Below are 24,361 nucleotides of genomic sequence, written 5' to 3'. Positions count from 1 at the left end.
TGGTTTGTGTGGATTTGTCTGCAATTGATCGACGGGTGCGGCAAGAGCGCCACGGTTATGCTCAAATCGCCGCGCATAACTAGGATCATCTGCGCCGTTGCGGCAGGGTTCGCGCCGGGGCCAAAGGGGATGTGACGCGCCGATGGATCCGCGCATGGACTTCAAGATTGCCGGATACCGGGTGGCGGTCAACGTGCCGACCTGGGCCGCGCTTCAGGCGCGGGTGACCGAAAGGCTCGCCCAGCGTCAGGGGTTCGCATTGGCCACGATCAATCTCGACCACTTGGTGAAACTGCGCGCTTCGGCGCCGTTTCGTGCTGCCTATGCGGCGCAGGATTTTGTTGTGGCCGATGGCCATCCGATCGTCTGGATGTCGCGGCTGGCGGGGCGCCCGGTCGAGCTTATACCCGGCTCCGACGCGATCCTGCCGCTGGCGCGGATCGCCGCGCGCATGGGGGTCGGCGTGGCGCTTGTGGGCAGCACGCCCGCGGCGCTGTCGCGGGCCAAAAGCTACCTCGAGCGCGAGGTGCGCGATCTTAGCGTGGTCGCGACAATCTCGCCGTCCATGGGCTTCGATCCCGAGGGGCCGGAGGCTGAGGCGCTGTTCCAAGAGATCACCAACTCGGGCGCCGGACTGTGCTTTGTCGCATTGGGGGCGCCGAAGCAGGAAATCTTTGGCGCTGCCGGGCGGCGGCTGGCACCGCGCGTGGGCTTTGCCGGGATCGGTGCGGGCTTGGATTTCTTTGCCGGAACCCAGCCAAGGGCGCCGGAATGGACCCGGCAACTGGCGCTGGAATGGCTGTGGCGCGCGGTGAACAATCCGCGGCGGTTGGGCCTGCGGTACCTGCGCTGCCTTGCCATCGTACCGGGGCAGACGCTGCGCTCGCTGCTCTTGCGGCTGTTCTCCAAGCAGGCCTAGGCCGAGATCCGCCGCGGGCGGCGGCGGCGCAGGCGCAGCGCGTCTTTAAGTTTGCCCTTCATGCCGCGCGGCGGCAGCACTTCGCGGTCCATCTCGAACACGGCGCCGGTGAGCGTCGGGTCGGCGTCCAGCGCCAGTGCCACCCCCCAGCGTGCCGCCTGCTCCGGTGCAAGACCGTCCTCAATCCCCATCGCCGTGTTCAGCATGCCGGGCATCCAGTCGCCGATAACGATGTCGGGAAAGCGATCGGCAAGATCGGCGATCAGCGCGCGGGTGAAGATGCGCGCGGCCCCTTTGGAGACGGAATAGGCCGAGGCCGCGGGCAGGGGCGCCAGATCGGCGAAGGTGGCCACGTTGAGGATGCGCCCGCGTCCGCGATCGACCATATCTTGCAGCGCGGCGTGGCTGCAGGCCACGGTGCCGCCGAGGTTGACCCCGACGGTCTCCATGAAGCTGGCCGCGCTTTCGTCGAGGAAATCGCGTCGCGGATAGCTGGCGGCGTTGTTGATCAGCAGCGCGACCGGGCCCAGTTCGGCGCGGATGCGGACAAAGCTGTCGGCGACCTGCGCCGGGTCCGCAACGTCGCAGGCGAAGAGGAGGAAGCGTCCGGTCTCGGCGCGGGCGCGGGTTTCCTCGAGCGCGGCGCGGCGGCGGCCAAGTCCCGCGACGGTGAAGCCGCGGCGGGTCAGTTCGATAGCCATGGCGCGGCCGAGCCCGGAGCCGGCACCGGTCACCACGGCGATCCCGTCGGAGGGGCGAAGCTGGGTCATCTGCGGTCTTCCTTGAGGATCGAGTCGGCCACCCGCAGGGCGTTGGCGGCGATGGTCAGAGAGGGGTTCACCCCCATCGAACTGGGCATGAAGGAGGCATCGGCCACCCTTAGATTGCGCAGCCCGTGGGCGCGGCACTCGGGGTTCAGCACCGCATGGGCCGGGTCGGTGCCAAAGCGCAGGGTGCCCGAGGGGTGGCCATAGTTCAGCTCGGGTGACAGCCCGAGAAAGGCGCGGCGTTGGCCTTTGAGGGCACGCCAGAGGGCGCGGCGAAAGGCCCGGCGGCGCCGGAGCAGTTCGGGATGCAGCTGGTATTCCACCGACAGGCGCTGCGGCTGCGCCGGATCAAAGGTGACGCGGTTTTCTTCGTAGGGCAGGTCTTCGAGCAGACCGACGAAGATCTGCGCGTGTCCGAAAACCTTGGCCGCCACGGCGGCGGGCAGCCGGGTCAGCTGCGCCGCGCCGGGCAGGTGCCGGAGCTTCGAGCGGGCCAGCATCCGGTTGAGGTAAAAGGCGATCTCGCCATAAGAGGCGCGGATGCCCATGGCCTGCACGGTGCCCATGCGTGTGCCCTCGGCGTGGTAGAGATCGCGCAGCGAGATGGCCTTTGTGGCGCCCGCATCCGGGGTGCCGCGCGGCGGCCAGAGCGCGAACATCTCGTTGAGGTGGAACATCAGATTACGCCCCACGAGGCCCGAGCCATTGGCCGCGCCGTCGGGCCATGCCTCGGAGGCCGAGGCGAGCAGCAGCCGCGGCGAGTTGAGCGCCCCGGCGGCCAGCACGTAGGTGTGGGCGCGGAACACATGCGTCTCGCCATCCCGGCGGACTTCGATGCCCGAGATCAGCTCGCCCGATCCCAGCAGCCGGGTCACCTCGGCGCGGTCCAGCAGCGTTGCATTGCCGGTCGCAAGCGCTGGTTCTACCCCGGCCGAGCGGCCATCCATTTTGCATAGGCGCGGGCACTTGCTGCCAAGGCAGTTGAGGCAACCGGCGGTGCGCGCGATGGCGGTGTGTGCGTGGTAGGGGTGCAGCCCGGCGCCCTGCAGCGCCTGCATCAGCGCCGTTTCCGTGGCGGTGAACGGCGGTGGGGCCTGCAGCGGCAAGGGCGGTTCCGTAGACAGCGGGTCGGGGGTGCCATGCAGGTGATAAAGCGCGGCGGCCCGATCGTACCACGGGCGCATCGCATCGAAGCCGACAGGCCAGCCGCCCGCCGGGTGGGGCAGGCCGGGTGTATCGTCCAGATCGTGGCGTTCGGGTCGTTCCAGTGTTGCCGCGTAGAACACCGAACTGCCCCCGGGCCCGGCGCCGAGTGGCGCGTAGAAGCAGCTTTCCACGCCGTCCACCGTGGCGTGCAGCGGGTCCGGCCAGAGCCCGCGCGCCAGCCGCGCCTCGGGCACAAAGACCTCGGACAGCCCGTTGCGGGCGCTGCGCTGCCCGGCGGGGCCGCGTTCGACAAACAGCACCTTCTGGCCCGCCTCGGCCAGCGCGCGGCCCAGCGTGCCGCCACCCATGCCGGTGCCGATGACGATGGCGTCCCAGGTGGTTTCGGTCAGCGGATGGCTCACAGCCCGGCCACCTTGGTGCCGAAGATCGGACCGTAGAGATCGCGCAGGGCGCGGGCGGCGGTGTTGGTCAGGTGGTTGTTGTCGAAATACCAGCCCTGCCGACCGCCCTGCCCATTGTGGAGCGCGTGGCAGGCCTCGGCGTCGCAGAACCGCGGCCATGTGTCGATCCATTGGATCGCGCCGCTGCCCGCCAAGGCGCGCCACGGCGCCTCGGCCTCGGCGGTGCGCTGCGCCAGCGCGCCGCGCGCCACATCGGGCGAGGTGACCGGAGCCTTGGCCAGCGGCCAGCCTGCATGCGCGGCCTCGCGCGCGGCAAGGCGACTGTCGTAGGCCGGGATTTCGGGCGGCTGGCGCAGCGCCACCACCTCGGGCACATGTCGGCGCAGTTCGGCCACGCTTGCGCTGACCGCATCGGCAAGGATGCTGGCCTGCGGCACCTGCGCCGGGGTGGGCGCGTCGGTCGGGGCGAGCAGGACGCTGTTGCCGGCGTCGAGTCCGATCCCCGTGCCATGCGCGTAATAGGTCCAGCGCCCGATCAGTGTGATGCGCTGCAGGCTGTCGAGCGCGGGCAGGGCCTGACGGATCTGTAGGTTGGCTTGGGTGCAGGCATGGTCCTGCGAGGGTGGCGCGGAGCTCTCGCTTTTGCGCAGGTCGAAGAGTGGCGGGCAGCCGGCGCGCCAGATGATCATTCCGGGCACCCCGGCCTCATGTGCGGCGAGGTCGAGCCCCTCTTTGAAGGCGCGGACATGGCTGTCGCCCCAAACCAGCACCTGCGGCGCGCCTTCGGGGCCGATCGGGCAGGTTTCGATGCCCATCAGCGGGCCGCTGTCGGGCGTGGTGCAGCGGCTCCAGTCCTGCAGGAAATCAGCCGAGGCAGAGATATGCGTGCGCACAGAGGGGCCGAAGCGCCCGGCGAGCCCATCGCCGAGGTAGAGCCAGCCGCCGACCGCGAGCGTTGCTGCCGAGGCCAGCGCGGTGCCGCCGAAGAGCTGGAGCGCCGAGAACCGGGCGCGGCGGAAGGGGGTTTCGATGAACCGCCACGACAGCCACGCCAGCAGAACCGACAACGCCATCCATGCCGCCGCCTCGAGCGGGCCGCTGTAGGTGCCGCGCAGATAGAGCGAAAGCGTGACCACCGGCCAGTGCCAGAGATAGAGCGAATAGGAGATGCGCCCGAAGAACAGCGCCAGCGGGTGCGACAGCGCCCGGTTGACGGGGTTTGCGCCGGTGCCATTGGCGATCAGCAGCACCGTGCCCAGCACCGGAGGCAGGGCGAGCAGCCCCGGAAACAATGGCCCCGCCGGGGTTAGGGTGATACTCGCCAGGATCAGCACCAGCCCGGCCCAGCTGAGCACCGGACGGCCGCGCCAGACGCGCCCGGTCTCCAGCCCCCAAATCGCCAGCAGCACACCCGACAAAAGCTCCCACGCGCGGAATGGAAACAGGTAGAAGGTCGCGCCGGGCTGGCTGGGGGTGGCAAGGATCGACGAGACCAAAGACGCGCCCCAGATCGCCACCAGCGCCATCAGCAGCATCTGGCGGTGGCGCGCAAGCAGCGCGATCAGCAACGGCAGGAAGAGGTAGAACTGCTCTTCGACCGCCAGCGACCACGTGTGCAGCAGCGGCTTCATCTCGGCGGCGATGTCGAAATAGCCCGCCTGTTTGTAGAACAGCACATTCGACAGATAGGCCGTGGCGGCGATCAGCGACTTGCCGAACTCGCGGAACTCGAAAGGCAGAAGCAGCGCGGCGCCGAACGCTGCGGTGGTCAGCACCATGGCGAAGAACGCCGGGGCGAGGCGGCGGAAGCGGCGCAGATAGAACGCACCGAGGCGGATGTGCCCCTCGGCGTCGTATTGGCGCCAGAGGATGCCGCCGATCAGGAAGCCGGAGATCACGAAGAAGACGTCGACGCCAGTGAAGCCTCCGCCGAGCCATGGCATGCCGAAATGATAGAGCACCACCGCCAGCACCGCGACGGCGCGCAGGCCGTCGATATCGGGGCGGTAGGGCATCGGGGAGTGCAGCGGCGCGCCCTTGCGGGACGGCGGGGCATTGCTAGGAGGGGCGGGTTTGGGCATGAGAAAACCGGGTCTCGACAATGACATACTCGCCTCACACCCCCGCATGGGCACAGCGCCGACTATAGCGGCGGCACCGTCCGGGCTACAAAGGAAAAGGCTGCTCGGGGCATCCTAGCCTCATAAGTGTTGCGAAACTACGAGGCGAGGGCAAGAATATCGGCTGGCCGCAAGGGCCGGTGCGGTATGCGTGGAGACGGTGGTTATGGCAGACGAAACGGTATCGGCGCGGGTGCCGGACTGGAGGCGCGAAGCGTGTCGCGGCATCTGGGATCCGGGCCCCAGACTGCTGCGCGCCATCCGGCGCTATGCCGCTGCGCGGGACCGCGGCGGGGTTCTTGGCAGTTTGGCATCGAAATACTGGGTGCTGGTGCATCGGCTCTGGTCGGTGGTGACGCAATGCGAGATTCATCTGGGCACGCATATCGGCGGCGGTCTGAGGATGCCGCACCCGCAGGGCATCGTGGTGCATTCCGACGCGGTGATCGGGGTCAATTGCCTGCTGTTCCATCAGGTCACGTTGGCCGGACGGGTCACGCTGGGCGGGCATGTGGATGTGGGCGCAGGGGCCAAGCTCATCGGGCCACTGATGGTGGGCGATCACGCGGTGATCGGGGCCAATGCGGTGGTCACCCGCGATGTGCCGGCTGGCGCGGTGGTCGCCGGGGTTCCGGCGCGGATCATCTCTTGGCAGCCGGAGGCCATCACAGCAGGTCCGGCGGGGTCCCCGGAGAGCCGCGCAGAACCCAATCGTAAACCTGAGAGATCTGCCGTGCCTTCTGGCTCCATGTGAAGGTTTGCGCCACACGCGCCTGTGCCGCCGAGGCCATGGCGGGCAGCCCCGAGGGGTCATCGGCCAGCCGCTGCAAGGCCGCCGCGAAGCCAGAGATGATCCCGGCCCGATCCTCGCAGGGCAGCTTGATGCCGGTGCCGGGCGTGACCAACTCGCCGGGCCCGGCATAGTCGACCACCATCGGCACCACCCCCAGCGCCATCGCCTCAAGCACCACACCGCCGCCGAACTCGCGGATCGACGGGAACGGCAGCAGGTGGCAGCGGCAGAGCACGTCCTGCACCGCGTGATGATCGAGCCAGCCGTGGAAGCTGACCGCATGGGCGATGCCCAGTTTTGCCGCCTGTGCCTCGAGCGCCGCGCGCATCGGCCCGTCGCCGATCATCTCCAGCACCATACGCCCATCGCGCAGCAGCGGCGCGGCGGCGTCGAGCAGCATGTCTGGCCCCTTGTAAGGCACCAGCCGCCCGACGAAGGCGGCGCGCAGCGGGCCCGGCGCAGGCGCGGCGCGCTTGTTGAAGCGGTGCGGGTCTATGGCGTTTTCCGGCAAGTAGACCAGTTTGCCGGCGTGGCGCGCAGGCACCTCCGAGGCGGTGTGGCGCGATCCGGCGAGGATCGCGCTGGCATGGCGCAGCGTGGCGCCGCGCCCGGGCATCAGCTTGTAGGCGCCGCGCAGGTAGCTGAGCCATTCGCGCTCGCGCCGCCGCTCGGCGTCGAAGCCCTTGGGCCACGGCACGCCGCCGTTGAGTGGACCGAGCACAAAGGGCACGCCCGCCCCGGCACAGCGCCCGGCCAGCGGCGAGGCGGTGGTGGGGCTGAGCGGGGTGATGCGGTGCACGATGTCCCAGTCGCCCGCCGTGATCTCGGCGCCGAAGCGCTGCCAGACCAGCCGCTCGAACCACGGATAGCTCAGGGCGTTGATCGCCTGCACCATGGTCCAGCCCTTGCCCTCGCCCATGCGCAGCGCCTCGGCCAGTTTCCACATCGGGCGGGCGAAAGCCTCGGAATCGATCGCGGTGAACTGCGCGCCCTCGGTTAGCCCGGCGCGCAGCAACGCGCCGCGGTTGCGCACTTGGGTGACCAGATGAACCTCGGCGACCTCGCGCAGCGCATCGGCCAGCGACCAGCCAACCAACGGCACGCTGACCCATTCGGGGTTCGCGGCCTCGGCGATGGCGAGGACACGGGGTTTTCGAGAGGTGGGCATCGAAGCGGTCCGCGGCATCAGGTCAGAGGATGGATTGCCAGCGCAGCGATTTCGCGCCTGCGGCGGCGCTGCGTTTCAGCCGCCCCTCGCGCAGTGCCTCGGCATATCCGGTGAGCGCGCCGGCGACGAGCCATGTCAGCGGGGTGAGCGTGGCGTTGGGCACCATGTCCGACAGGTTGATCGCCAGCAGCAGCGACAGCGGCGCGATGAACGGCGAGATGACGTCTTTATTGGCGGCGGTGCTTTCGCGCCAGAGCAGGATCAGCGGTAGCAGGATCAGGCCGAACTCGGCCAGGAAACCGACCCAGCCATAAACCCCGATGACGATGATCCAGCGCCCGTCGGTCACTGTCAGGATGTTGCCGCTGACCGGATCAAGGATATGGTTGCGCCCCCAGCTCCCCCAGCCGAACACCGGTTTTTCGTAGGCCCGGTCGAGCAGCGTGTTCTCGTTTTCGAAGCGGAAGTGAAGCGAGTAGGCGCGCTCCTGATCGATCTTGGCGATCTGTTCCAGCAATTGCTGTTCGGGGATCAGATGGGTGCCCTTCATCACCGGGTAGGTGATCGCCACCATACCGATCAGGATGGCCACACGAATCTGCCCCATGCGGCTGAGCAACAGAACCGCGGGGATCAGCACCACGGCAAAGATCAGCGCGCCCAGAGATTTCGCCAGCACGAGGATCAGCGTCAGCCACAGGGCGACGATCAGCATCCGGCCCTTGCGCTCTGTCCGCCACAGCGCCCAGGCCGAGACGGTGGCGGTCATCAGGAAAAAGGCGACCCAGAGGCCATGATACAGAAACACCACCGGGCGGTAGCCATCGGCGCGCACCGACTGCGAAAACAGGTGCTGGTAGTAGCCGTAAATCCAGTTGTTGAGCTGCGGCGACATGCGCATCTCGATCAGCATCGGCAGCGTATAGGCCAGTCCGCCCCAGATCAGCGCCACCAGCAGCCGCCGTTGTGAGCCGCCCTGCGCCAGAAATTGTCGCGCCAGCAGGAAGGGCAGCACGATCATCGTCTGCTGCAGCACCAGCGCCACCGCGTCCTTGATCCCAAGGCCGGGCAGGCCGATCTGACCGAAGTACACCGGCTCGGCGTTGGTCATCACGGTCATCAGCGGTGAGAGAACATAGGTGACCAGCAGGATCTTTCCCGGCAGCGAGTGCGGCAGCAGTCCGCCGGGCATGCCATAGCGCCAGAGGCAGTAGGCAAAGGCCGCCAGCGCCGGGACGTTGTGCTTGGTCAGTGGCGGGAACATCGGTAGATCGAAGATCGCGGGCGGTTCGGGCAGGATCAGATAGCCCGCCAGCAATGCGACGATCAGCGCCCGGTCGGGGGCCATGCGGCGGAACAGCACGATCGTCACGATCGGCCAGAGCGCCAGCATCAGAAAGGCAAAAGGGTTGGGCATACCGGGGTGCGATGCTCGTGAAACGCTTACTCTGAACAGAACCGGCCAGCCCCTCACGCCGCCGGACCGTCGAAGGATAATAGCAGCCGCGCGCAGGGCTGTCGCCTGCCGCCGGGCCTGTCCCCTGTCTAGCTGGCAGAATTGGCACAATCATGGCGCAGCGTGGGCGGGCAGAGGTGTTTTGCGGTGTCTTAGCGTGCTTAATTCCCCGAAACGCCACCGCATTGTTCGCATCGGGCCACGGCAGCGCCCGATTGTCCGCACAGGAATGGGGGGAGTTCCGGTTGAAGAGTAGAACGTGACCCATGGCCCAACGCGCTCTCAAAATCGCCTATCTGAGTGACTTCTCGCCGCTGGACCGGAACCTCTATTCCGGGGGCAACGCGCGCATTTACGATGCCTTGTGCAAACACGCGGGCGAGGTCACCATCCTGCCGACCGGCTGGGGCACTGCCGAGCCGCTGCGCCGGGCCATCCTGCGCACGCCCGACGCGCTGAGCCTGCGGCTGCGCTGGCGGGCGCAGATGGCGCTGGCGCGGGTGGTGGCGCGCAACCTCGAGGCGGCGCTGCGGCGTGAGCGGTTCGATGTGCTTTTCGGGGCCTATGCCTTTCAGACGCTGATGGGGCTGCGGCTGCCTTATCCGCTCACCGTCGCCTATACATCGGATGCCACGCACAGCGTCTATCGCGCCTCGGAAATCGGGCAGGCCCACCCGGGGCTGATCCCCGGCGGGCGCCTCTTCGACACCTGGGTCGAGCGCGCCGAGGCCGAGGTGTTCCGCCGCGCCGACCTGCTGCTGTGGCCGTCGCAATGGCTGATGGACGCGGCGCAGGCGCGCTATGATCTGCCCGCGGAGAAGGCGCAGCTTGTGCCGTGGGGGGCCAATATCGCGCCGCCGCCGCCACCTGCTCCGCGCGCGATTTCTCCCTCGAAACCGGTGCATCTGCTGCTGGTCGGACGCAACTGGTGGGCCAAGGGCGGCCCGCTGGCGCTGGAAGTGACGGCGCTGCTGCGGGCCCGCGGGATTGATGCGCGGCTGACGGTGATCGGCTGCGTGCCGCCCGAGGGCAGCGCCCCGCCGCATGTGGAGGTGCACCCGCAGCTCGACAAGTCGGTGCCCGAGCAGGCTTCGCTGTTCCAAACGCTCTATGCGCGCGCGCATTTCGTGGTGATGCCGAGCTTTGAAAGCTACGGCTTCGCCTTTTGCGAGGCCTCGGCGCATGGCGTGCCCTCGCTGTGCCTACGCATCGGTGGCGTGCCGGTGCGCGACGGGATCAACGGCTTTGCCCTGGCGCCGGGCAGCGGGTCGGAGGCTTTCGCCGCGCAGGTCCTCGCCTGCCTTGATGCACCGGGCCGCTACGCCGATCTCGTCCGCACCACCCGCGCCGAGTATGAAGAGCGTTTGAACTGGGATGCGTGGGGGGCGCGGGTCGCAGGGCTGTTGCAGGCGCATGTGGCGCGCCGGCAGGGCGCTGCGCAGATCGCGTCCTCGCAGGAGCGCGAGACGCCGCTGGCCATAGGCTGAAGGCGTGGGGTCGAGATGGCGGGCGCCGCCCCGCCGGTTGCGGATCGGTGATCGGGAAAGTTCTGGTCAGGACAGGGGCCCGTGCCCTAGCGTCGGGTCATACATTGCATCGCACCCGCAGCTTGGACCCGCATGGCGCAGACGGCACCGCAGCTCGACACCTCGCCGCAGATCTCCGACGAGATCCGCAAGACGACCTGCTATATGTGCGCCTGCCGCTGCGGGATTGACGTACACCTCAAGAACGGCGCGCCGGTCTACATCGAAGGCAACCGCGACCATCCGCTGAACCGAGGTGTGCTTTGCGCCAAGGGCGCGGCGGGGCTGAAGCAGGTCACCTCACCCGCCCGGCTGCGCGCGCCGCTGCGCCGCACCGGTCCGCGCGGCTCGGGCACGTTCAAAGAGATCACCTGGGAAGAGGCGCTGACCACCGCGGTTGGCTGGCTGAAGCCATTGCGTGAGACCGCCCCCGAAAAGCTTGCCTTCTTCACCGGGCGCGACCAGTCGCAGAGCCTCACCAGTTGGTGGGCGCAGCAGTTCGGCACGCCCAACTACGCCGCCCATGGGGGCTTTTGCTCGGTCAATATGGCGGCGGCGGGCATTTACACCCTCGGTGGCAGCTTCTGGGAATTCGGCAGCCCCGATTGGGACCACGCCAAGCTGCTGCTGCTTTTCGGCGTGGCAGAGGACCACGATAGCAACCCGATCAAGATGGGGCTGTCGCGGCTCAAGGCGCGCGGCGCCAAGGTGGTTTCCATCAACCCCGTGCGCTCGGGCTACAGCGCCATCGCCGACGAGTGGGTCGGCATCACCCCCGGCACCGACGGGCTGCTGATCCTGTCGCTGGTGCATGAGCTTTTGCGCGCCGGGCGCATCGACCTGCAGTTTCTTGCGCATTTCACCAACGCGCCGGTGCTGATCGATTGTGATCCGAAATCCGAAAGCTACGGTCTGTTCCTGCGCGACGCCGAGGGCCGGATGCAGGTCATCGACGTGCGCAGCGGTCGCCCCGCGCCGTGGGATGGCGAGGGCGTGGAGCCCAAGCTGACCGGTCACCTGCGCCGCGCCGGGATCACCCATCGCTCGGTGATGCAGATGATCGCCGCGCGCTACATGGTGCCGGATTACGCGCCCGAGGCGGTTGCCGAGCGCTGCGGCCTGCCTGTCGCGCGCATCCGCTGGCTCGCCGCCGAACTGGCGCGGGTGGCCTTCGAGGCGCCGGTGGAGCTTGACCGGCCGTGGACGGACTTCCGGGGCCGCGCGCATCGCAGTATGCCGGGCCGTCCGGTGGCCGTGCACGCCATGCGCGGCATCTCGGCCCATTCCAACGGCTTTCAGACCTGCCGCGCCCTGCACCTGCTGCAAAGCCTGCTCGGCGCGGTCGAGACACCGGGCAGCTTCCGCTTCAAACCGCCCTATCCGAAACCGCCCGAGGCGCACCCCAGGCCGCACGCGCAGTCCCGCCCCGGTCAGCCGCTGGAAGGTCCGCCGCTGGGCTACCCGCTTGGCCCCGAGGATTTGGCCGTGGACGCGGCGGGTGCGCCCCTGCGCATCGACAAGGCGTTCAGCTGGGAGGCACCACTGGCGGTGCACGGCATGATGCATATGGTCATCGCCAATGCTGTCGCGGGCGATCCCTACCGCATCGACACGCTGTTCTTGTATATGTCGAACATGGCATGGAACTCGGCGATGAACACCGCCGGCACCATGCAGATGCTCACGGCGGAGGATGAGGACGGCAATTATCTCATCCCGCACATCATCTACTCGGATGCCTACAATTCCGAGATGGTCGCCTATGCCGATCTGATCCTGCCCGACACGACCTACCTCGAACGGCACGACTGCATCTCGCTGCTCGACCGTCCGGTATCCGAGCCCGACATGGCCGCCGATGCGATCCGCTGGCCGGTGGTGGCTCCGGACCGCGACGTGCGGCCGTTCCAATCGGTGCTTCTGGACCTCGGCGCCCGGCTTGGTCTGCCGGGGATGTCGAAAGATGGCGCGCCGGTCTATGCCGATCACGCCGACTACATCACCAACCACGAGCGCAAGCCCGGCATCGGCCCGCTGGCCGGGTTCCGCATGGGGCCACGCGGGCTGCAGGACGGGCGCGGCACCCCCAACGCGGCGCAGCTTGACAGCTATATCGCGCAGGGCGGCGTGCACGGCATCCCGGTGCCGCCCGAGGCAGCCTATTACAAGCCCTGGAACCGCGCCTATCAGGACTGGGCGGTGGCGACCGGTCTGCTCGACGCCCCGTCGGCCGCGCTGGTGCAGCTTTGGTCCGAGCCGTTGCGCCGTTTCCAGCGCGCCGCCGAGGGGCAGGGCCCGCACCAGCCACCAGAGCATTTGCGGGAGCAGGTCGCCGAAGCGATGGAGCCGTTGCCGACATGGCGCGCGCCGGCCGCCGCGCCTTTCGAAGACCCGGCCGACTATCCGCTGCATGCGATCACCCAGCGCCCCATGGCGATGTATCACAGCTGGGGCGGTCAGAATGCGTGGCTGCGGCAGATCCACGCCGTGAACCCGCTTTATGTGCCCGGCGTCTGGTGGCGCGCGCTTGGGCTGGCCGAAGGCGACTGGGTCCGGGTCATCTCCAGCCATGGCGAGATCACCGTGCCCGCCGCCCGCATGGAGGCGCAGAGCACCGGCGTGGTCTGGACATGGAACGCCATCGGGAAGCGCAAGGGCGCATGGGGCCTCGACCCCGCGGCCCCCGAGGCCACGCGCGCCTTCCTGCTCAACCACCTGATCCCCGAGCTTCTCCCGGAGCGCGGCGATGGCCATCGCTGGTCCAACTCCGATCCGGTCACCGGGCAGGCGGCATGGTTCGATCTGCGTGTGCGGCTGGAAAGAGTCGCCCCACCGCCCGAGGCGCAACCCGCCTTCCCGCCGCTCTGCCGGCCTGCCTAGGCGCTTCGTCTAGACGCAAATATCCCGGGGTCCGGGGCAGCGCCCCGGTCCTTCGCCCGCCACCAAGACGAAACGCCAGACCATGACAGACCACCCCGACCACACGCACAGGCAACTTGGCCTCGTCATCGACCTTGATACCTGCGTCGGCTGTCATGCCTGCGTGGTGGCCTGCAAGGGCTGGAACACCGAAAGCCAGCCCAGCCCGCTGTCGGATCAGGACCCCTATGGCGCCGATCCCTCCGGTACCTTCCTCAACCGGGTGCACAGCTACGAGGTGATGCCAGAGAGCGGTCCGGCGCAGCTGGTGCATTTTCCCAAGTCCTGCCTGCATTGCGCCGATGCGCCCTGCGTCACCGTCTGCCCGACGGGGGCGAGCTACAAACGGGTCGAGGACGGCATCGTGCTGGTCAACGAAAGCGATTGCATCGGTTGCGGGCTCTGCGCATGGGCCTGCCCCTATGGCGCGCGCGAGATGGATTTGGCTGAGGGCGTGATGAAGAAATGCACCCTCTGCGTCGACCGCATCTACAACGACACCTTGCCGGAAGAAGATCGCGAACCCGCCTGCGTGCGCACCTGTCCGGCCGGGGCGCGGCACTTTGGCGATCTCGCAGACCCGGAAAGCGCCGTCAGCCTGCTGGTGCAGGAGCGCGGCGGGCTCGAGCTTATGCCTGAACAGGGCACTAAGCCGGTCAACCGCTACCTGCCGCCCCGCCCGCGCGATGCGTGGCAGGGCGAGGTGGACGTGCTTGCGCCGTTCCTCGCCCCGGTGGCCGAAGAGCCGCGGGGCCTGCTCGGCTGGATCGACCGCACGCTCGCGAGGCTCTGAGAATGCATCCGGCGCCCTCGCTTGTGCTCTTCACCACGCTCTCGGGCCTTGGGCTGGGACTGCTGTTCTGGCTCGGCATCGATCTGTCGCCGCCCACGGGCTGGACCGCCTTCGCCTTCCTCGGCATTGCCGTTACGCTGACGCTCGCCGGGCTGGCGGCCTCGGCGTTCCATCTCAAGCGCCGCGAGCGCGCGCTCAAGGCGTTCAGTCAATGGCGCAGCAGTTGGCTCTCGCGCGAGGCTTGGGCGGCGGTCGTGACGCTGCTGCTGGGGGGCAGCTACGGGCTGACCTTGCTCGTCGGGACGCCGTTTCTGCCGCTGGGCTGGCTGGCGGCGCTGGCCGCGCTGGGCACGGTCGGCTGCACCGCGATGATCTATGCGCAGCTTGCATCCGTCCCGCGCTGGCACCACCGCTCCACGCCGGCGCTGTTTGTGGTCTACGCGCTGGCTGGCGGGGCGCTGTTGTCGGGGCGGGTGAGCGCGGCGCTGGTTTTGCTGACCCTCACTGGCGCGCTGCAGATCTGGGTCTGGATCGACGGCGACAGGCGCTTTGCCCGCAGTGGCAGCACGCTGGCCAGCGCCACCGGCCTCGGCGGGCAGGGCGCGCCGCGGGCGCTGTTCCCGCCGCACAGCGGCAGCAACTACCTTATGCGCGAAATGGTCTTCGTGGTCGCCCGCCGCCACGCCCGGAAACTGCGGGGTCTGGCGCTGCTGCTGGCGGTGGCGCTGCCGGCGCTGCTGCTGCTCGCCATGCTGCTTGCGGCCCTTTCGGGGCCGCTGCTGCACCTTGTCGGCCTCATTTCTCTTGTCTCGCACGTGGCGGGCGTGCTTGTCTCGCGGTGGTTGTTTTTTGCAGAGGCCGAACATGTGGTGGGCCTCTACTACGGGAGTCGTTGAGTGTGCCGTTTCTCGCCGGGTTCGATGCGCGCTGGCCGGATCTGGCCAGCTATCTTGCCGGGCTGACCCGCGATCTCGACGAAACCCGGCGGCTCGACCGTCTTGCCGAACATCTTGCGCCCGAGGTCCTCTCGCATGATGGCATGGGCGCGCTGACCGGTCCCGAAGAGCTCGGCGCCGATCTGGCGGCGCGCGGTGCCGCGCTGAGCGACACGCGGCTGCTGCCCGAAGAGCGGGTCTGGCAGGTCACCGCGCAGACCGGTTTCGTCTCGGCCGAGCGGTTTCATGTCACCGCTCTGCACAATGGCGCGGGGCTCTATGGTGCGCCAACGCAGAGGCCGCTTGCGTTCACCCAGATGATGGAACGCCACTGCGTCGCGGGGCAACTGCGCGAGCAATGGGTGCTGCGTGACGAGGCGGCGATTCTGCGCCAGATCGGGATGGATGTGCTGGACGGCGCGCGCTGGCGGCTCGACGCCGCGCCGCGCGAGATCTGCCCGCCGCGATTTGCCGGGACCGGCAATCAGGACGCATGGGGCGGGGCGCTTGCCGCGCTTCTGGAGCGGGTGATGGACGGTGAACTGGCGGCGCTTTCGCAGCACTACGACCCGGCGGCGGAATTGTTCCTGCCCGGCGGCGCGATCGGCTGCGGTCCGCGCGAGGCCGAAGCCTTCTGGCTGGGGTTGCGCGCCGCCTTCCCGTCGGCCCGCTTCGAAGTTCAGCATGCGCTCGGCGCCGAGGACCCGCTGACGCCGCCGCGCGCCTGCCTGCGATGGTCGCTTCGTGGCACGCATGACGGTCATGGCGCTTTTGGCGCGCCCACCGGGGCGCCGGTCGACATTCTCGGCATGACGCAGACCGAGTTCGGCCCCGACGGGCTGCGCCGGGAATGGACGCTTTATGACGTGCCCGGTGTCTGGGCGCAGATATTGCGCGCAACGGGGAATTTCTGAGCCCGAGATCACCACCGCGCTGCGGGACGTCTGGTGGCCCGGCTCAGCCGATCAGACCGGCGGCGCGGTGCCGCCCAGCGGGTCCTCGCCAAAGCGGTTGCGTCCCGGGGTGCCTTTCGCCGCGAGCCAGACGATCAGGATGATGATCCCTATCAGCGGGATCAGCGCCAGCCAGTACCACCAGCCGCTCCGGTCGGTGTCATGCAGCCGTCGCACGGTGACCGAGATATAGGGCAGCAGCACCACCAGCCCGAAAATCGACGAGAAGGGTGCGAATTGCGTCTGCGACGATACGGCAGTGGTGGTTTCGGTGCTGACCGTGGTGGTCTGGCCAAACAGCGTGAGGTCGAGCAGCCCGAGCAGCAGCCCGCCGCCATAGACGAAGAGCGCGAACCACCAAAACTCGGATCGCGGTGCGCGCCCCGAGAAGGTCACATATTTGCGCAGGCAGGCTTTGACGGCGTCGGTGAACCCCACGGCGGGACCTCCTTGTGATGTCGATTGTCACGTCACCGGCAGGATAGGGCTCCATGCCCGCAGGTCCAACAGCGCAATAAGGCGCGGCTCCGCCTCAGCGCTTCTTCTTGCCGCCGAAGAAACCACGGATACGCCCGCCCGCCTCGTCGAGATTGTCGCCCATCTCTTCCAGCGCCGGATCAATGCGGGCGCGGCGGAAGCGCCGCCAGCGCACCCAGACCGCCCATGTGATCGCCGCCAGCAGCGTCAGGATGATGATATTGGTCCACGGGATAATGCGCACGTCCGGCCCGTCAACGGGCCGGATCTTCACCGCGTTGGGGTAGATCGACAGCACCTCGCTGCGCCAGCCGTAATGTTTGATCGCCACCCATTGCGGCTCGGCGGCGCCCGAGCGCAACTCGTTGGCTTCGGCCTGCAGGTTCGAGGTGTCGAACTTGAAATAGGGCGGCCAGCCCCAGCTAGTGTCCTCGTTGCGGTAGACCATCACCTCGTCGCTGGCCAGCCGGGTCTGGATGAAGAACACGTCGCGCCCGCCGGTGGCGGCGGCGCTGTCGCTGCCGGCCTGATTCCAGAACCAGCGGTTGAAGGTGCCGGGGGTTTCGCGGCGCTCGTAGGTGTCGGTGATCCGCGCGATGTCGTGCTGCGGCAGCGTGTAATGCAGGAACGCCCCGACAAGCACCCAGAAGAGCACGATGAAGGTCCATTTCACATAGGTCACGGGGGCTCTCCTGATGACTGCGGCTTGGGTGCGACCGGGGGCGATCGGGGTCGACGGGGCGGCATGCCCTTCCCCTCAGGTGACCTGTCGGGCCGGGAAAATCAACCGTCTAGCGGGAAAACAGGCCAAGCACCGCCGCCGGTTCACGACCGGCCCCCCTGCAACTTCGTCTAGATGGAAATATCCCGGGGGGCGAGGAACGCAGTGACGAGCGGGGCAGAGCCCCGCGCGCAGCGCCGAAGGGGGCATCCCCCCTCGACACCGATCTCTATCCGACCACGTTGAACGCCGGGCCGTAGGGGTAGCCGGTGATGTTCTCGGCCCCATCTTCGGTGATCACGAGAATGTCGTGCTCGCGGTAACCACCGGCGCCGGGCATGCCCTCGGGCAGGGTCAGCATCGGTTCCATCGAGACCACCATGCCCGGGCGCAGCACGGTGTCCACATCCTCGCGCAGCTCCAGCCCGGCCTCGCGCCCGTAATAATGCGACAGCACGCCAAAGCTGTGGCCGTAGCCGAAGGTGCGGTATTGCAGAAGATCGCGTTCCGACAGGAACGCGTTGAGCGCATGGGTCACCTGCGCGCAACTTACGCCCGGCTTCAGCAGCGACAAGCCAAGCTCGTGGGTGGCCACATTCGCCTCCCAGATCGCGCGGGACGCGGGATCGACCTCGCCGACAAAAAGTGTCCGTTCGAGCGCGGTGTAATAGCCCGAGATCATCGGGAAGCAGTTGAGCGAGAGGATGTCGCCGCGCTGCAGCGCGCGCGCGGTGACCGGGTTGTGCGCGCCATCGGTGTTGAGCCCCGACTGGAACCAGACCCATGTGTCGCGGTACTCGGCATTGGGAAAGCGCTTGGCGATCTCCAGTTCCATCGCGTCGCGCCCGGCCATGGCCACATCGATCTCACGCGCGCCGATTTGGATTGCCTCGCGGATGGCATAGCCGCCGATGTCGGCGACCTGCGCGCCATGGCGAATCAGAGCGATCTCGGCGGGCGATTTCATCATTCGCTGGCGCATGGTGGCCGGGGCGATGTCCTGCGTGGCAGACGGTACAAGGAAGTCATCGAGCAGCGCCTTCTGCGCCAGTGTCAGGTGATCGCCCTCGTAGCCAATGGCCTTGCCGGTGCCGGTCACCTCGCGCACCGCGCGCCACAGGTTATCGCGCGCCCAGTCGGTGTAGGTGATGTTGTCGCCATGACAGCGCCGCCACGGCTGGCCCGCGTCGATGCCGGCGCTGATCGTGACGCTCTCGGTTGGGGTGACGACCAGCGCGTAGGGGCGCCCGAAGCTGCAATAGAGAAAGCCCGAGTAATAGGCGATGTTGTGCATCGAACTGAGCACGCAGGCGTCGATGCCCTGCGCCGCCATTTCGGTGCGCAGCCCGGCGAGCCGCGCGTCATATTCCGCAGGTGCGAAGGGCAGAGATGCTTTCTCGCCGTTGTGGAAACGGTAGCTGGTGGGACGGGGGTTCGCTTGGTGGTCCATTTGGCCCTCCTTTGGATGCGGAGGGCGGGAACCCCGACCCTGCCGCAGTGGCAAAGCAAGGTCCCGGCGTTCAGGACGGATGTGTCTGAAGATCGACAGGGCGTGCCGCGCGGCACCGGCGACGCCATCGCCTGCCCGGTGGCAAGGATGCTGCGGGGCGGCTGGTTTGGCAAGAGGGCTGTTTCACGTGGAGCGTTCCGCTAGGACAGGCTCCTGCGGCGGGTCTTGCGCGAGGAGACCGCGCGTAGCGCTGGAAAAGAGGCGAGGGGCCAGCCCCTCGCGCTCCCCGGGATATTTTCGTCTAGACGAAGGGCAGGAGTTGACCTTCGGTCCGGCGTGTTCAGACGCTCAGGCAAACGTATTTCATTTCGAGGTAGTCCTCGATGCCGTGGTGGCTGCCCTCGCGGCCAAGGCCGGACTGTTTGACGCCGCCGAAGGGGGCGAGCTCGGTCGAGATGAGGCCGGTGTTGACGCCGACGATGCCATACTCCAGCGCCTCGGCGACCTTGTACACGCGGCTCAGGTCGTTGGCATAGAAGTAGGAGGCGAGGCCGAAGATCGTGTCGTTGGCCATCTCGATGACCTCGTCCTCATTCTCGAACTTGAACAGCGGTGCCAGCGGGCCGAAGGTTTCCTCGGTGGCGAACTTCATCTCGCGCGTGGCGCCGGTGACGATGGTCGGGCCGAAGAACTGACCCTGCATATCCTGCGCCTCGCTGCCGAGGATCACCTTGGCGCCCTTTTCCTTGGCGTCGGCGATATGCTCTTGCACCTTGTCGATCGCCTTGGAGGTGATCAGCGGGCCAAGATCGGTGCCCTCTTCCAGCCCGTCGCCGACTTTCAGCTTAGCCACCTCGGCGGCGAGCTTCTCGGCAAAGGCGTCGTAGACACCCGCCTGCACATAGATGCGGTTGGCGCAGACGCAGGTCTGGCCGTTGTTGCGGAACTTGCAGGCGATGGCGCCTTGCACGGCCTCGTCGAGATCGGCGTCGTCAAAGACGATGAAGGGCGCGTTGCCGCCCAGTTCCATCGAGCATTTCATCACCTGATCGGCCCCCTGACGCAGCAGGATGCGGCCCACCTCGGTGGAGCCGGTGAAGGTCAGCTTGCGCACCTTGGGGTTCTCGCAGAACTCCTTGCCCGCCTCCGAAGCCGAGGAGGTTGGCACCACGTTGAACACGCCGGCCGGAATCCCCGCGCGCTTGGCCAGCACCGCCAGCGCCAGCGCCGACAGCGGGGTTTCCGAGGCCGGGCGCGCGACGAAGGAACAGCCCGCCGCCAGCGCCGGACCGGCCTTGCGGGTGATCATCGCGGTGGGAAAGTTCCACGGGGTGATCGAGGCGGCAACGCCAATGGGCTGCTTGAGTACCATGATACGCTTGTCGCGGGCGTGGCCGGGGATGGTCTCGCCATAGACCCGCTTTGCCTCTTCGCCGAAAAACTCGATGAAGGAGGCGCCATAGGCGATTTCGCCCTTGGCTTCGGGCAGCGGCTTGCCCTGCTCGGCGGTCATGATGGTGCCGAGGTCGTCCTGATTTTCCATGATCAGGTCGAACCATTTGCGCATCACCTGCGCGCGCTCCTTGCCGGTCCATTGCGCCCAGCTTTTCTGCGCGATGTAGGCCCCGTCGATGGTGCCGGCGATCTGGTCGCGGCTGAGGTCGGCGACCTTGGCGATCACGTCGCCGCGCGCCGGGTTGGTCACGTCGAACTCGCCGTCGGCGCCGGTGATCCACTCGCCGTTCACGTAGGCGTGGGTCTCGAGCAGGGAGGGGTCCTTCAGCAGTCCGGGAAGATTGGTGGTCTGATCGAGCATGGCAGCCTCCTGTGTGCGTATCGCGCGGTCCGCCGCGTTTTATGCTGCGGGCGGCTGCGCATCTGTTATTTCCAAGTCTAGTACGAGAACGGAGAAAGACGATGGACCTTAGCGACGCATATGCCAATGCGGCTCATATCGACGGGGCGGCGGAGTATCCGCCGCGGTGGGCGGCTGCAGCCGAGGTCTTTCGCGACGAGATGCAGGCGGCAGGTCGGATGCGCAGCCTGTCCTATGGCGATGGTCCGCGGCAGGCGCTTGATCTCTTTCTGCCGCAGGGCGCGCCGCGCGGGCTCGTGGTTTTCGTGCATGGCGGCTACTGGCTGAAATTCGACCGCTCGGTCTGGTCGCATCTGGCGGCGGGGCCGCTGGCGCAGGGCTGGGCGGTGGCCATGCCGTCCTATGATCTTTGCCCTGACGTGCGGATCAGCGAGATTACCCGGCAGATCGCCGCAGCGGTGAGCGTGGCGGCGGGCGAGGTGGCGGGGCCGCTGCGGCTCACCGGGCACTCTGCCGGCGGCCATCTGGTGGCGCGGATGCTGGCGCCGGGAATGCTGCCCGATACGGTGGCGGCGCGGATCGCTGGCGTGGTGCCGATCTCGCCGCTTTCGGATCTGGCCCCGCTGATGCAGACCGACATGAACGCCGGGCTGAAGCTGGATGCGGCCGAGGCGGAGGCGGAAAGCCCGATCCACCAGCCCGCGCCGCAGGTGCCGGTGACGGTTTGGGTGGGTGGCGAGGAGCGTCCGGTGTTCCTGGATCAGGCGCGCTGGCTCGGCGAGGCTTGGCGCGGCACGGGGCGATGCGACGTGGTGATCCCGCCGGGGCAGCACCACTTCAACGTCATCGACGGGCTGGCCGAGCCCGAAAGCAAGTTGTGCCGGGCGGTGACAGGCGCCTGATCGGCGCAATCTGGGGTGGCGCGGCTGTGCCGCGCCTGCGCTGTCGGTGTATGCACGGCGGCGCTCTGGTGCCGCGCCGTTATTCAGAGAGTTCGACGATCTGCAAGAGTTGCCACACCGTCATGTCGTGCACCGGCTTGATGTCGAGCTCGGGGTGCGCGTCATAGGGAAACATCACCCACAGCGGGCCATTGTTCTCAAGGGGGAAGGGCTCGCCGTCGATGCGCGTGGTGATGATCGGATACTCGCCGGTCAGGTACTGCGCGCTTTTCGCCAGATCGATTTTCGCGTGGTAGCCGTCATCGGCGACGAACTCGATGGTTCCGCCCGCAGCCGGGTCGCGCAGCCCGGCTTCTTTCAGCACGTCGAGCAGCAGCGGGCCGCTGAAGCTCTGCTCTTCCCACGTCCATTGGGTCTCGGTGCTGAACTCGTGCTGGGGCAGTGCTTCCAGCGCGTCCCGGTCCAGCGCGGTTTCGGTGCCATCGGCTGAAATCAGCGTGAGCAGGGTTTCCGAGGCAAAAGCAGGGCAGGCGAGGCTGACGCAGAGCGCCAGCGCGCTGGCTGCGAGGCCGAGGCCGGAGCGGGGTGAAAATGCGGCCTGAGGCAGGATGCGAAATGCAGTCGACAAATCAAATCTCCTTCGTGACTCCAAAAGCTTATGGCTGAAGCAAGGACCGCGGAACATGTGATCGTGCCAGACCCTGCATAAGCTCGAAATTCCGTGAACCGTAGCCTGATTCTTCGGCATTTTGAGGGCCTTCCGCGACTTTCGGAAGCGCCGTGTGCTCGTCCCTCGTCATGAAGGGGTCACCTTACCATCACGCAGGCGTTACATCCCGGCCCCATGGCAGTGCGGACCGAAAACAGGGGGACGCCCAATGACCTTCCGCACGCTGTGCCTGACCTCGGCGCTGGCGCTTTTCGCCGGTGCCGCGCAGGCCGAGATGACCTTCAACCGCATCGCCAGCTTTGCCACGCCCGAGAACATGGCTGAGGGCGAGGACCGCGCCCGCGTGACCTCGGCCGAGATCATCTACGCCTCGGATGATGGCAATACGCTGGTCTACACCGACAGCCCGCTGGGCGTGATCGGTCGCATCGACATCACCGACCCGCGGGCGCCGCAACCGCTTGGCAACATCGAAGTGGGCGGCGAGCCGACCTCGGTTGCCGTGGCGGGCGATATCGCCTTTGTCGGGGTGAACACGTCCGAGAGCTACACCGATCCGTCGGGCAGGCTCGAGATGGTCAATATGGAGAGCGGTGAGATCACTGGCGCGTGCGACCTCGGCGGTCAGCCGGACAGCGTGGCACTGTCGCAGGACGGCAGCTTTGTCACCGTGGCCATCGAGAACGAACGCAACGAGGATGCCGGGGATGGCCGGGTGCCGCAGATGCCCGCGGGGTATGTGGCGATCCTCGACGTGGTGGATGGCGTGGCAGAGTGCGCCAGCCTTGTGAAAGCCGATGTGACCGGCCTTGCCGAGATCGCGCCGGAAGACCCCGAGCCCGAGTTCGTCGACGTCAACGGCGCGGGCGAGATCGTCGTGACCCTGCAAGAGAACAACCACATCGTCGTGCTGGACAAGGCGGGCGAGGTGCTCAGCCACTTCTCGGCGGGCAGCACCGACCTGACCGAGATCGACGCCACCGACGAGCGCGGCGCGCTGATCTTCACCGAGAGCCAGATGGGCCGCCTGCGCGAGCCCGACTCGGTGCAATGGCTTGACGACGATCACTTCGCCATCGCCAATGAGGGCGATATGGACGGCGGCTCGCGCAGCTTCACCGTCTTCAACAAGGACGGCACCGAGGTCTACGACAGCGGCAACAGCTTCGAACACGCCGTGGTGCAGGTGGGCCACTACCCGGACAAGCGCTCTGACGCCAAGGGCGCCGAGCCCGAGGGCATGGAGGTCGCGACCTTTGGCGGCACGCCCTACATGATCCTGCTCTCCGAGCGCGGCTCGGTCGCCGGGGTCTACGACATGGCCGATCCCGCCGCCCCGGTGCTGAAGCAGATGCTGCCCTCGGGCATTGCCCCCGAGGGTGCCGTGGCGATCCCGCAGCGCAACCTGCTGGTCACCGCCAACGAGGAAGATCTGATCGAAGACGGCGGTGTGCGCGCCCATGTGATGATCTACGAGTACGCCGAGGGCGCGGCAATGTATCCGACGCTGACCTCCGAAGGCGCGGACGAGCTGATCGGCTGGGGCGCGATCTCGGGCATGGTCGCCGGCGATGACGGCATGGTCTACGCGGTCAACGACAGCTTCTATGGCTTCCAGCCGCGGATCTTCACCATCGACCCCTCGTCGAAACCGGCACGGATCACCAAGGCGCTCGACGTGACCCGCGCGGGCCGCCCGGCGCAGAAGCTCGACCTCGAGGGCATCACGCTTGATGGGGAGGGCGGCTTCTGGCTGGCCTCCGAAGGGCGGACCGACCGGCTGGTCCCGCATGCGCTCTACCATGTGACGGCAGAGGGTGAGATCGACGATGAGGTGAGCCTGCCTGCCGAACTGCTGGCCGAAGAGAAGCGCTTCGGCTTCGAGGGCATCACCATGGTGGATGGCACGCTGTGGATGGCGGTGCAGCGCGAATGGGGCGATGACCCCGAGAACCATGTGAAGCTGGTGGCCTACAATCCCGAGACCGAGGAATGGGGCGCCGTGCGGTATGCCAAGGCGACGCCGGAAAAGGGCTGGGTCGGCCTGTCGGAGATCACCGCCCACGGTGAGCATGTCTATGTCATCGAGCGCGACAACCAGATCGGCGCCGAAGCGGTCACCAAGAAGGTCTACCGCATCCCGCTGTCGCAGATGGTGCCCGCACCGCTGGGCGGCGATCTGCCGGTGGTGAGCAAGGAAGAGGTGCGCGACCTGATCCCCGACCTGAAGGGCTGGGGCGGCTATGTGGTCGACAAGGTCGAAGGGCTCGCCATTGCTGCCGATGGCACAGCCTATGTCTCGACCGACAACGACGGCGTCGACGACAGTTCGGGCGAGACCTTCTTCTGGTCGTTCAAGCTCGACTGATTTTTCGGATCGACGGAGGGGCGCCGTGCGGGAGACCGGG

19 protein-coding genes are annotated in these 24,361 nt (G+C 67.5%); 9 read left to right on the top strand and 10 right to left on the bottom strand.

What is annotated here, in order from left to right:
- Nucleotides 1-154: 154 nt before the first annotated feature.
- Complete coding sequence (locus tag ACXAJT_RS06205; protein WP_475233877.1) at nucleotides 155-919, top strand: WecB/TagA/CpsF family glycosyltransferase; 765 nt, start codon at nucleotides 155-157, stop codon at nucleotides 917-919.
- Here the strand turns inward: ACXAJT_RS06205 and ACXAJT_RS06200 are convergent.
- From ACXAJT_RS06200 to ACXAJT_RS06190, 3 genes are read right to left on the bottom strand one after another with little or no spacing between them, the layout of a single operon-like run.
- Entirely contained in the window at nucleotides 916-1,689 is a 774-nt protein-coding gene (locus tag ACXAJT_RS06200; protein ID WP_475233875.1) for an SDR family oxidoreductase, read from the bottom strand. The two genes, ACXAJT_RS06205 and ACXAJT_RS06200, sit on opposite strands and share 4 nt — an antisense overlap.
- On the bottom strand, nucleotides 1,686-3,254 hold the full coding sequence (locus tag ACXAJT_RS06195; RefSeq protein WP_475233873.1) for a GMC oxidoreductase: 1,569 nt from the start codon (nucleotides 3,252-3,254) through the stop codon (nucleotides 1,686-1,688). The genes ACXAJT_RS06200 and ACXAJT_RS06195 overlap by 4 nt, the downstream gene beginning before the upstream one ends.
- Nucleotides 3,251-5,335, bottom strand: coding sequence for an acyltransferase family protein (locus ACXAJT_RS06190; protein WP_475233870.1), 2,085 nt, complete (start codon nucleotides 5,333-5,335; stop codon nucleotides 3,251-3,253). The genes ACXAJT_RS06195 and ACXAJT_RS06190 overlap by 4 nt, the downstream gene beginning before the upstream one ends.
- A 205-nt stretch (nucleotides 5,336-5,540) precedes the next feature.
- Between ACXAJT_RS06190 and ACXAJT_RS06185 the strand changes: the two genes are divergently transcribed.
- A complete protein-coding gene (locus tag ACXAJT_RS06185) occupies nucleotides 5,541-6,128 on the top strand; it encodes a serine O-acetyltransferase (protein ID WP_475233868.1) in 588 nt (195 codons plus the stop codon).
- On the opposite strand, the gene ACXAJT_RS06180 is transcribed toward ACXAJT_RS06185, so the two are convergent.
- Together ACXAJT_RS06180 and ACXAJT_RS06175 are read right to left on the bottom strand one after the other, a co-directional pair.
- Nucleotides 6,040-7,335, bottom strand: a complete 1,296-nt coding sequence (locus ACXAJT_RS06180; protein WP_475233867.1) for a glycosyltransferase family 4 protein — start codon at nucleotides 7,333-7,335, stop codon at nucleotides 6,040-6,042. The two genes, ACXAJT_RS06185 and ACXAJT_RS06180, sit on opposite strands and share 89 nt — an antisense overlap.
- Nucleotides 7,336-7,357: 22 nt before the next feature.
- Complete coding sequence (locus tag ACXAJT_RS06175; protein ID WP_475233865.1) at nucleotides 7,358-8,752, bottom strand: hypothetical protein; 1,395 nt, start codon at nucleotides 8,750-8,752, stop codon at nucleotides 7,358-7,360.
- Nucleotides 8,753-9,057: 305 nt separating this feature from the next.
- On the opposite strand from ACXAJT_RS06175, the gene ACXAJT_RS06170 reads away from it, so the two are divergent.
- From ACXAJT_RS06170 to ACXAJT_RS06150, 5 genes are all read left to right on the top strand, one after another.
- The gene (locus ACXAJT_RS06170; protein WP_475233863.1) at nucleotides 9,058-10,278 is read left to right on the top strand and encodes a glycosyltransferase family 4 protein; all 1,221 of its coding nucleotides are present in this window, start codon (nucleotides 9,058-9,060) and stop codon (nucleotides 10,276-10,278) included.
- A 132-nt stretch (nucleotides 10,279-10,410) separates the two neighbouring features.
- Entirely contained in the window at nucleotides 10,411-13,197 is a 2,787-nt protein-coding gene (locus tag ACXAJT_RS06165) for a molybdopterin-dependent oxidoreductase (protein WP_475233862.1), read from the top strand.
- Between the two features lie 82 nt (nucleotides 13,198-13,279).
- On the top strand, nucleotides 13,280-14,029 hold the full coding sequence (locus ACXAJT_RS06160; protein ID WP_475233861.1) for a 4Fe-4S dicluster domain-containing protein: 750 nt from the start codon (nucleotides 13,280-13,282) through the stop codon (nucleotides 14,027-14,029).
- A 2-nt stretch (nucleotides 14,030-14,031) separates the two neighbouring features.
- On the top strand, nucleotides 14,032-14,925 hold the full coding sequence (locus tag ACXAJT_RS06155) for a dimethyl sulfoxide reductase anchor subunit family protein (protein WP_475233860.1): 894 nt from the start codon (nucleotides 14,032-14,034) through the stop codon (nucleotides 14,923-14,925).
- A 2-nt stretch (nucleotides 14,926-14,927) separates the two neighbouring features.
- A complete protein-coding gene (locus ACXAJT_RS06150; protein WP_475233859.1) occupies nucleotides 14,928-15,878 on the top strand; it encodes a nuclear transport factor 2 family protein in 951 nt (316 codons plus the stop codon).
- 51 nt (nucleotides 15,879-15,929) lie between these two features.
- Here the strand turns inward: ACXAJT_RS06150 and ACXAJT_RS06145 are convergent, their stop codons facing one another.
- From ACXAJT_RS06145 to ACXAJT_RS06130, 4 genes are all read right to left on the bottom strand, one after another.
- Nucleotides 15,930-16,355, bottom strand: coding sequence for a DUF805 domain-containing protein (locus tag ACXAJT_RS06145; protein WP_475233858.1), 426 nt, complete (start codon nucleotides 16,353-16,355; stop codon nucleotides 15,930-15,932).
- A 94-nt stretch (nucleotides 16,356-16,449) separates the two neighbouring features.
- Nucleotides 16,450-17,076, bottom strand: coding sequence for a DUF1523 family protein (locus ACXAJT_RS06140; protein ID WP_475233857.1), 627 nt, complete (start codon nucleotides 17,074-17,076; stop codon nucleotides 16,450-16,452).
- Nucleotides 17,077-17,344: 268 nt separating this feature from the next.
- Entirely contained in the window at nucleotides 17,345-18,565 is a 1,221-nt protein-coding gene (locus tag ACXAJT_RS06135) for an aminopeptidase P family protein (RefSeq protein ID WP_475233856.1), read from the bottom strand.
- A 340-nt stretch (nucleotides 18,566-18,905) separates the two neighbouring features.
- Nucleotides 18,906-20,381, bottom strand: coding sequence for an NAD-dependent succinate-semialdehyde dehydrogenase (locus ACXAJT_RS06130; RefSeq protein ID WP_475233855.1), 1,476 nt, complete (start codon nucleotides 20,379-20,381; stop codon nucleotides 18,906-18,908).
- A gap of 101 nt (nucleotides 20,382-20,482) precedes the next feature.
- On the opposite strand from ACXAJT_RS06130, the gene ACXAJT_RS06125 reads away from it, so the two are divergent.
- Nucleotides 20,483-21,283, top strand: coding sequence for an alpha/beta hydrolase (locus ACXAJT_RS06125; protein ID WP_475233853.1), 801 nt, complete (start codon nucleotides 20,483-20,485; stop codon nucleotides 21,281-21,283).
- Between the two features lie 79 nt (nucleotides 21,284-21,362).
- Here the strand turns inward: ACXAJT_RS06125 and ACXAJT_RS06120 are convergent, their stop codons facing one another.
- The gene (locus ACXAJT_RS06120) at nucleotides 21,363-21,911 is read right to left on the bottom strand and encodes a putative pterin-binding protein (RefSeq protein WP_475233851.1); all 549 of its coding nucleotides are present in this window, start codon (nucleotides 21,909-21,911) and stop codon (nucleotides 21,363-21,365) included.
- Nucleotides 21,912-22,161: 250 nt separating this feature from the next.
- Between ACXAJT_RS06120 and ACXAJT_RS06115 the strand changes: the two genes are divergently transcribed.
- Nucleotides 22,162-24,321 carry an esterase-like activity of phytase family protein gene (locus ACXAJT_RS06115; RefSeq protein WP_475233849.1) on the top strand — a complete coding sequence of 720 codons (2,160 nt, stop codon included), beginning with the start codon at nucleotides 22,162-22,164 and terminating at the stop codon, nucleotides 24,319-24,321.
- Nucleotides 24,322-24,361 lie beyond the last annotated feature (40 nt).

The sequence above is a fragment of the Salipiger sp. ABF4_146 genome (assembly GCF_056161345.1).
Note: the sequence above shows the minus strand (reverse complement) of the source record. Positions and strands in the feature narration are given on the sequence as shown.

Excerpts from the sequence above, each read along its gene's own strand:
- ACXAJT_RS06125 (WP_475233853.1), top strand. The coding sequence starts at position 20,483 with ATGGACCTTAGCGACGCATATGCCAATGCGGCTCATATCGACGGGGCG.
- ACXAJT_RS06165 (WP_475233862.1), top strand. The coding sequence starts at position 10,411 with ATGGCGCAGACGGCACCGCAGCTCGACACCTCGCCGCAGATCTCCGAC.
- ACXAJT_RS06130 (WP_475233855.1), bottom strand. The coding sequence starts at position 20,381 with ATGCTCGATCAGACCACCAATCTTCCCGGACTGCTGAAGGACCCCTCC.
- ACXAJT_RS06200 (WP_475233875.1), bottom strand. The coding sequence starts at position 1,689 with ATGACCCAGCTTCGCCCCTCCGACGGGATCGCCGTGGTGACCGGTGCC.
- ACXAJT_RS06115 (WP_475233849.1), top strand. The coding sequence starts at position 22,162 with ATGACCTTCCGCACGCTGTGCCTGACCTCGGCGCTGGCGCTTTTCGCC.
- ACXAJT_RS06205 (WP_475233877.1), top strand. The coding sequence starts at position 155 with ATGGACTTCAAGATTGCCGGATACCGGGTGGCGGTCAACGTGCCGACC.
- ACXAJT_RS06190 (WP_475233870.1), bottom strand. The coding sequence starts at position 5,335 with ATGCCCAAACCCGCCCCTCCTAGCAATGCCCCGCCGTCCCGCAAGGGC.
- ACXAJT_RS06160 (WP_475233861.1), top strand. The coding sequence starts at position 13,280 with ATGACAGACCACCCCGACCACACGCACAGGCAACTTGGCCTCGTCATC.
- ACXAJT_RS06170 (WP_475233863.1), top strand. The coding sequence starts at position 9,058 with ATGGCCCAACGCGCTCTCAAAATCGCCTATCTGAGTGACTTCTCGCCG.
- ACXAJT_RS06135 (WP_475233856.1), bottom strand. The coding sequence starts at position 18,565 with ATGGACCACCAAGCGAACCCCCGTCCCACCAGCTACCGTTTCCACAAC.
- ACXAJT_RS06185 (WP_475233868.1), top strand. The coding sequence starts at position 5,541 with ATGGCAGACGAAACGGTATCGGCGCGGGTGCCGGACTGGAGGCGCGAA.
- ACXAJT_RS06180 (WP_475233867.1), bottom strand. The coding sequence starts at position 7,335 with ATGCCCACCTCTCGAAAACCCCGTGTCCTCGCCATCGCCGAGGCCGCG.
- ACXAJT_RS06175 (WP_475233865.1), bottom strand. The coding sequence starts at position 8,752 with ATGCCCAACCCTTTTGCCTTTCTGATGCTGGCGCTCTGGCCGATCGTG.
- ACXAJT_RS06155 (WP_475233860.1), top strand. The coding sequence starts at position 14,032 with ATGCATCCGGCGCCCTCGCTTGTGCTCTTCACCACGCTCTCGGGCCTT.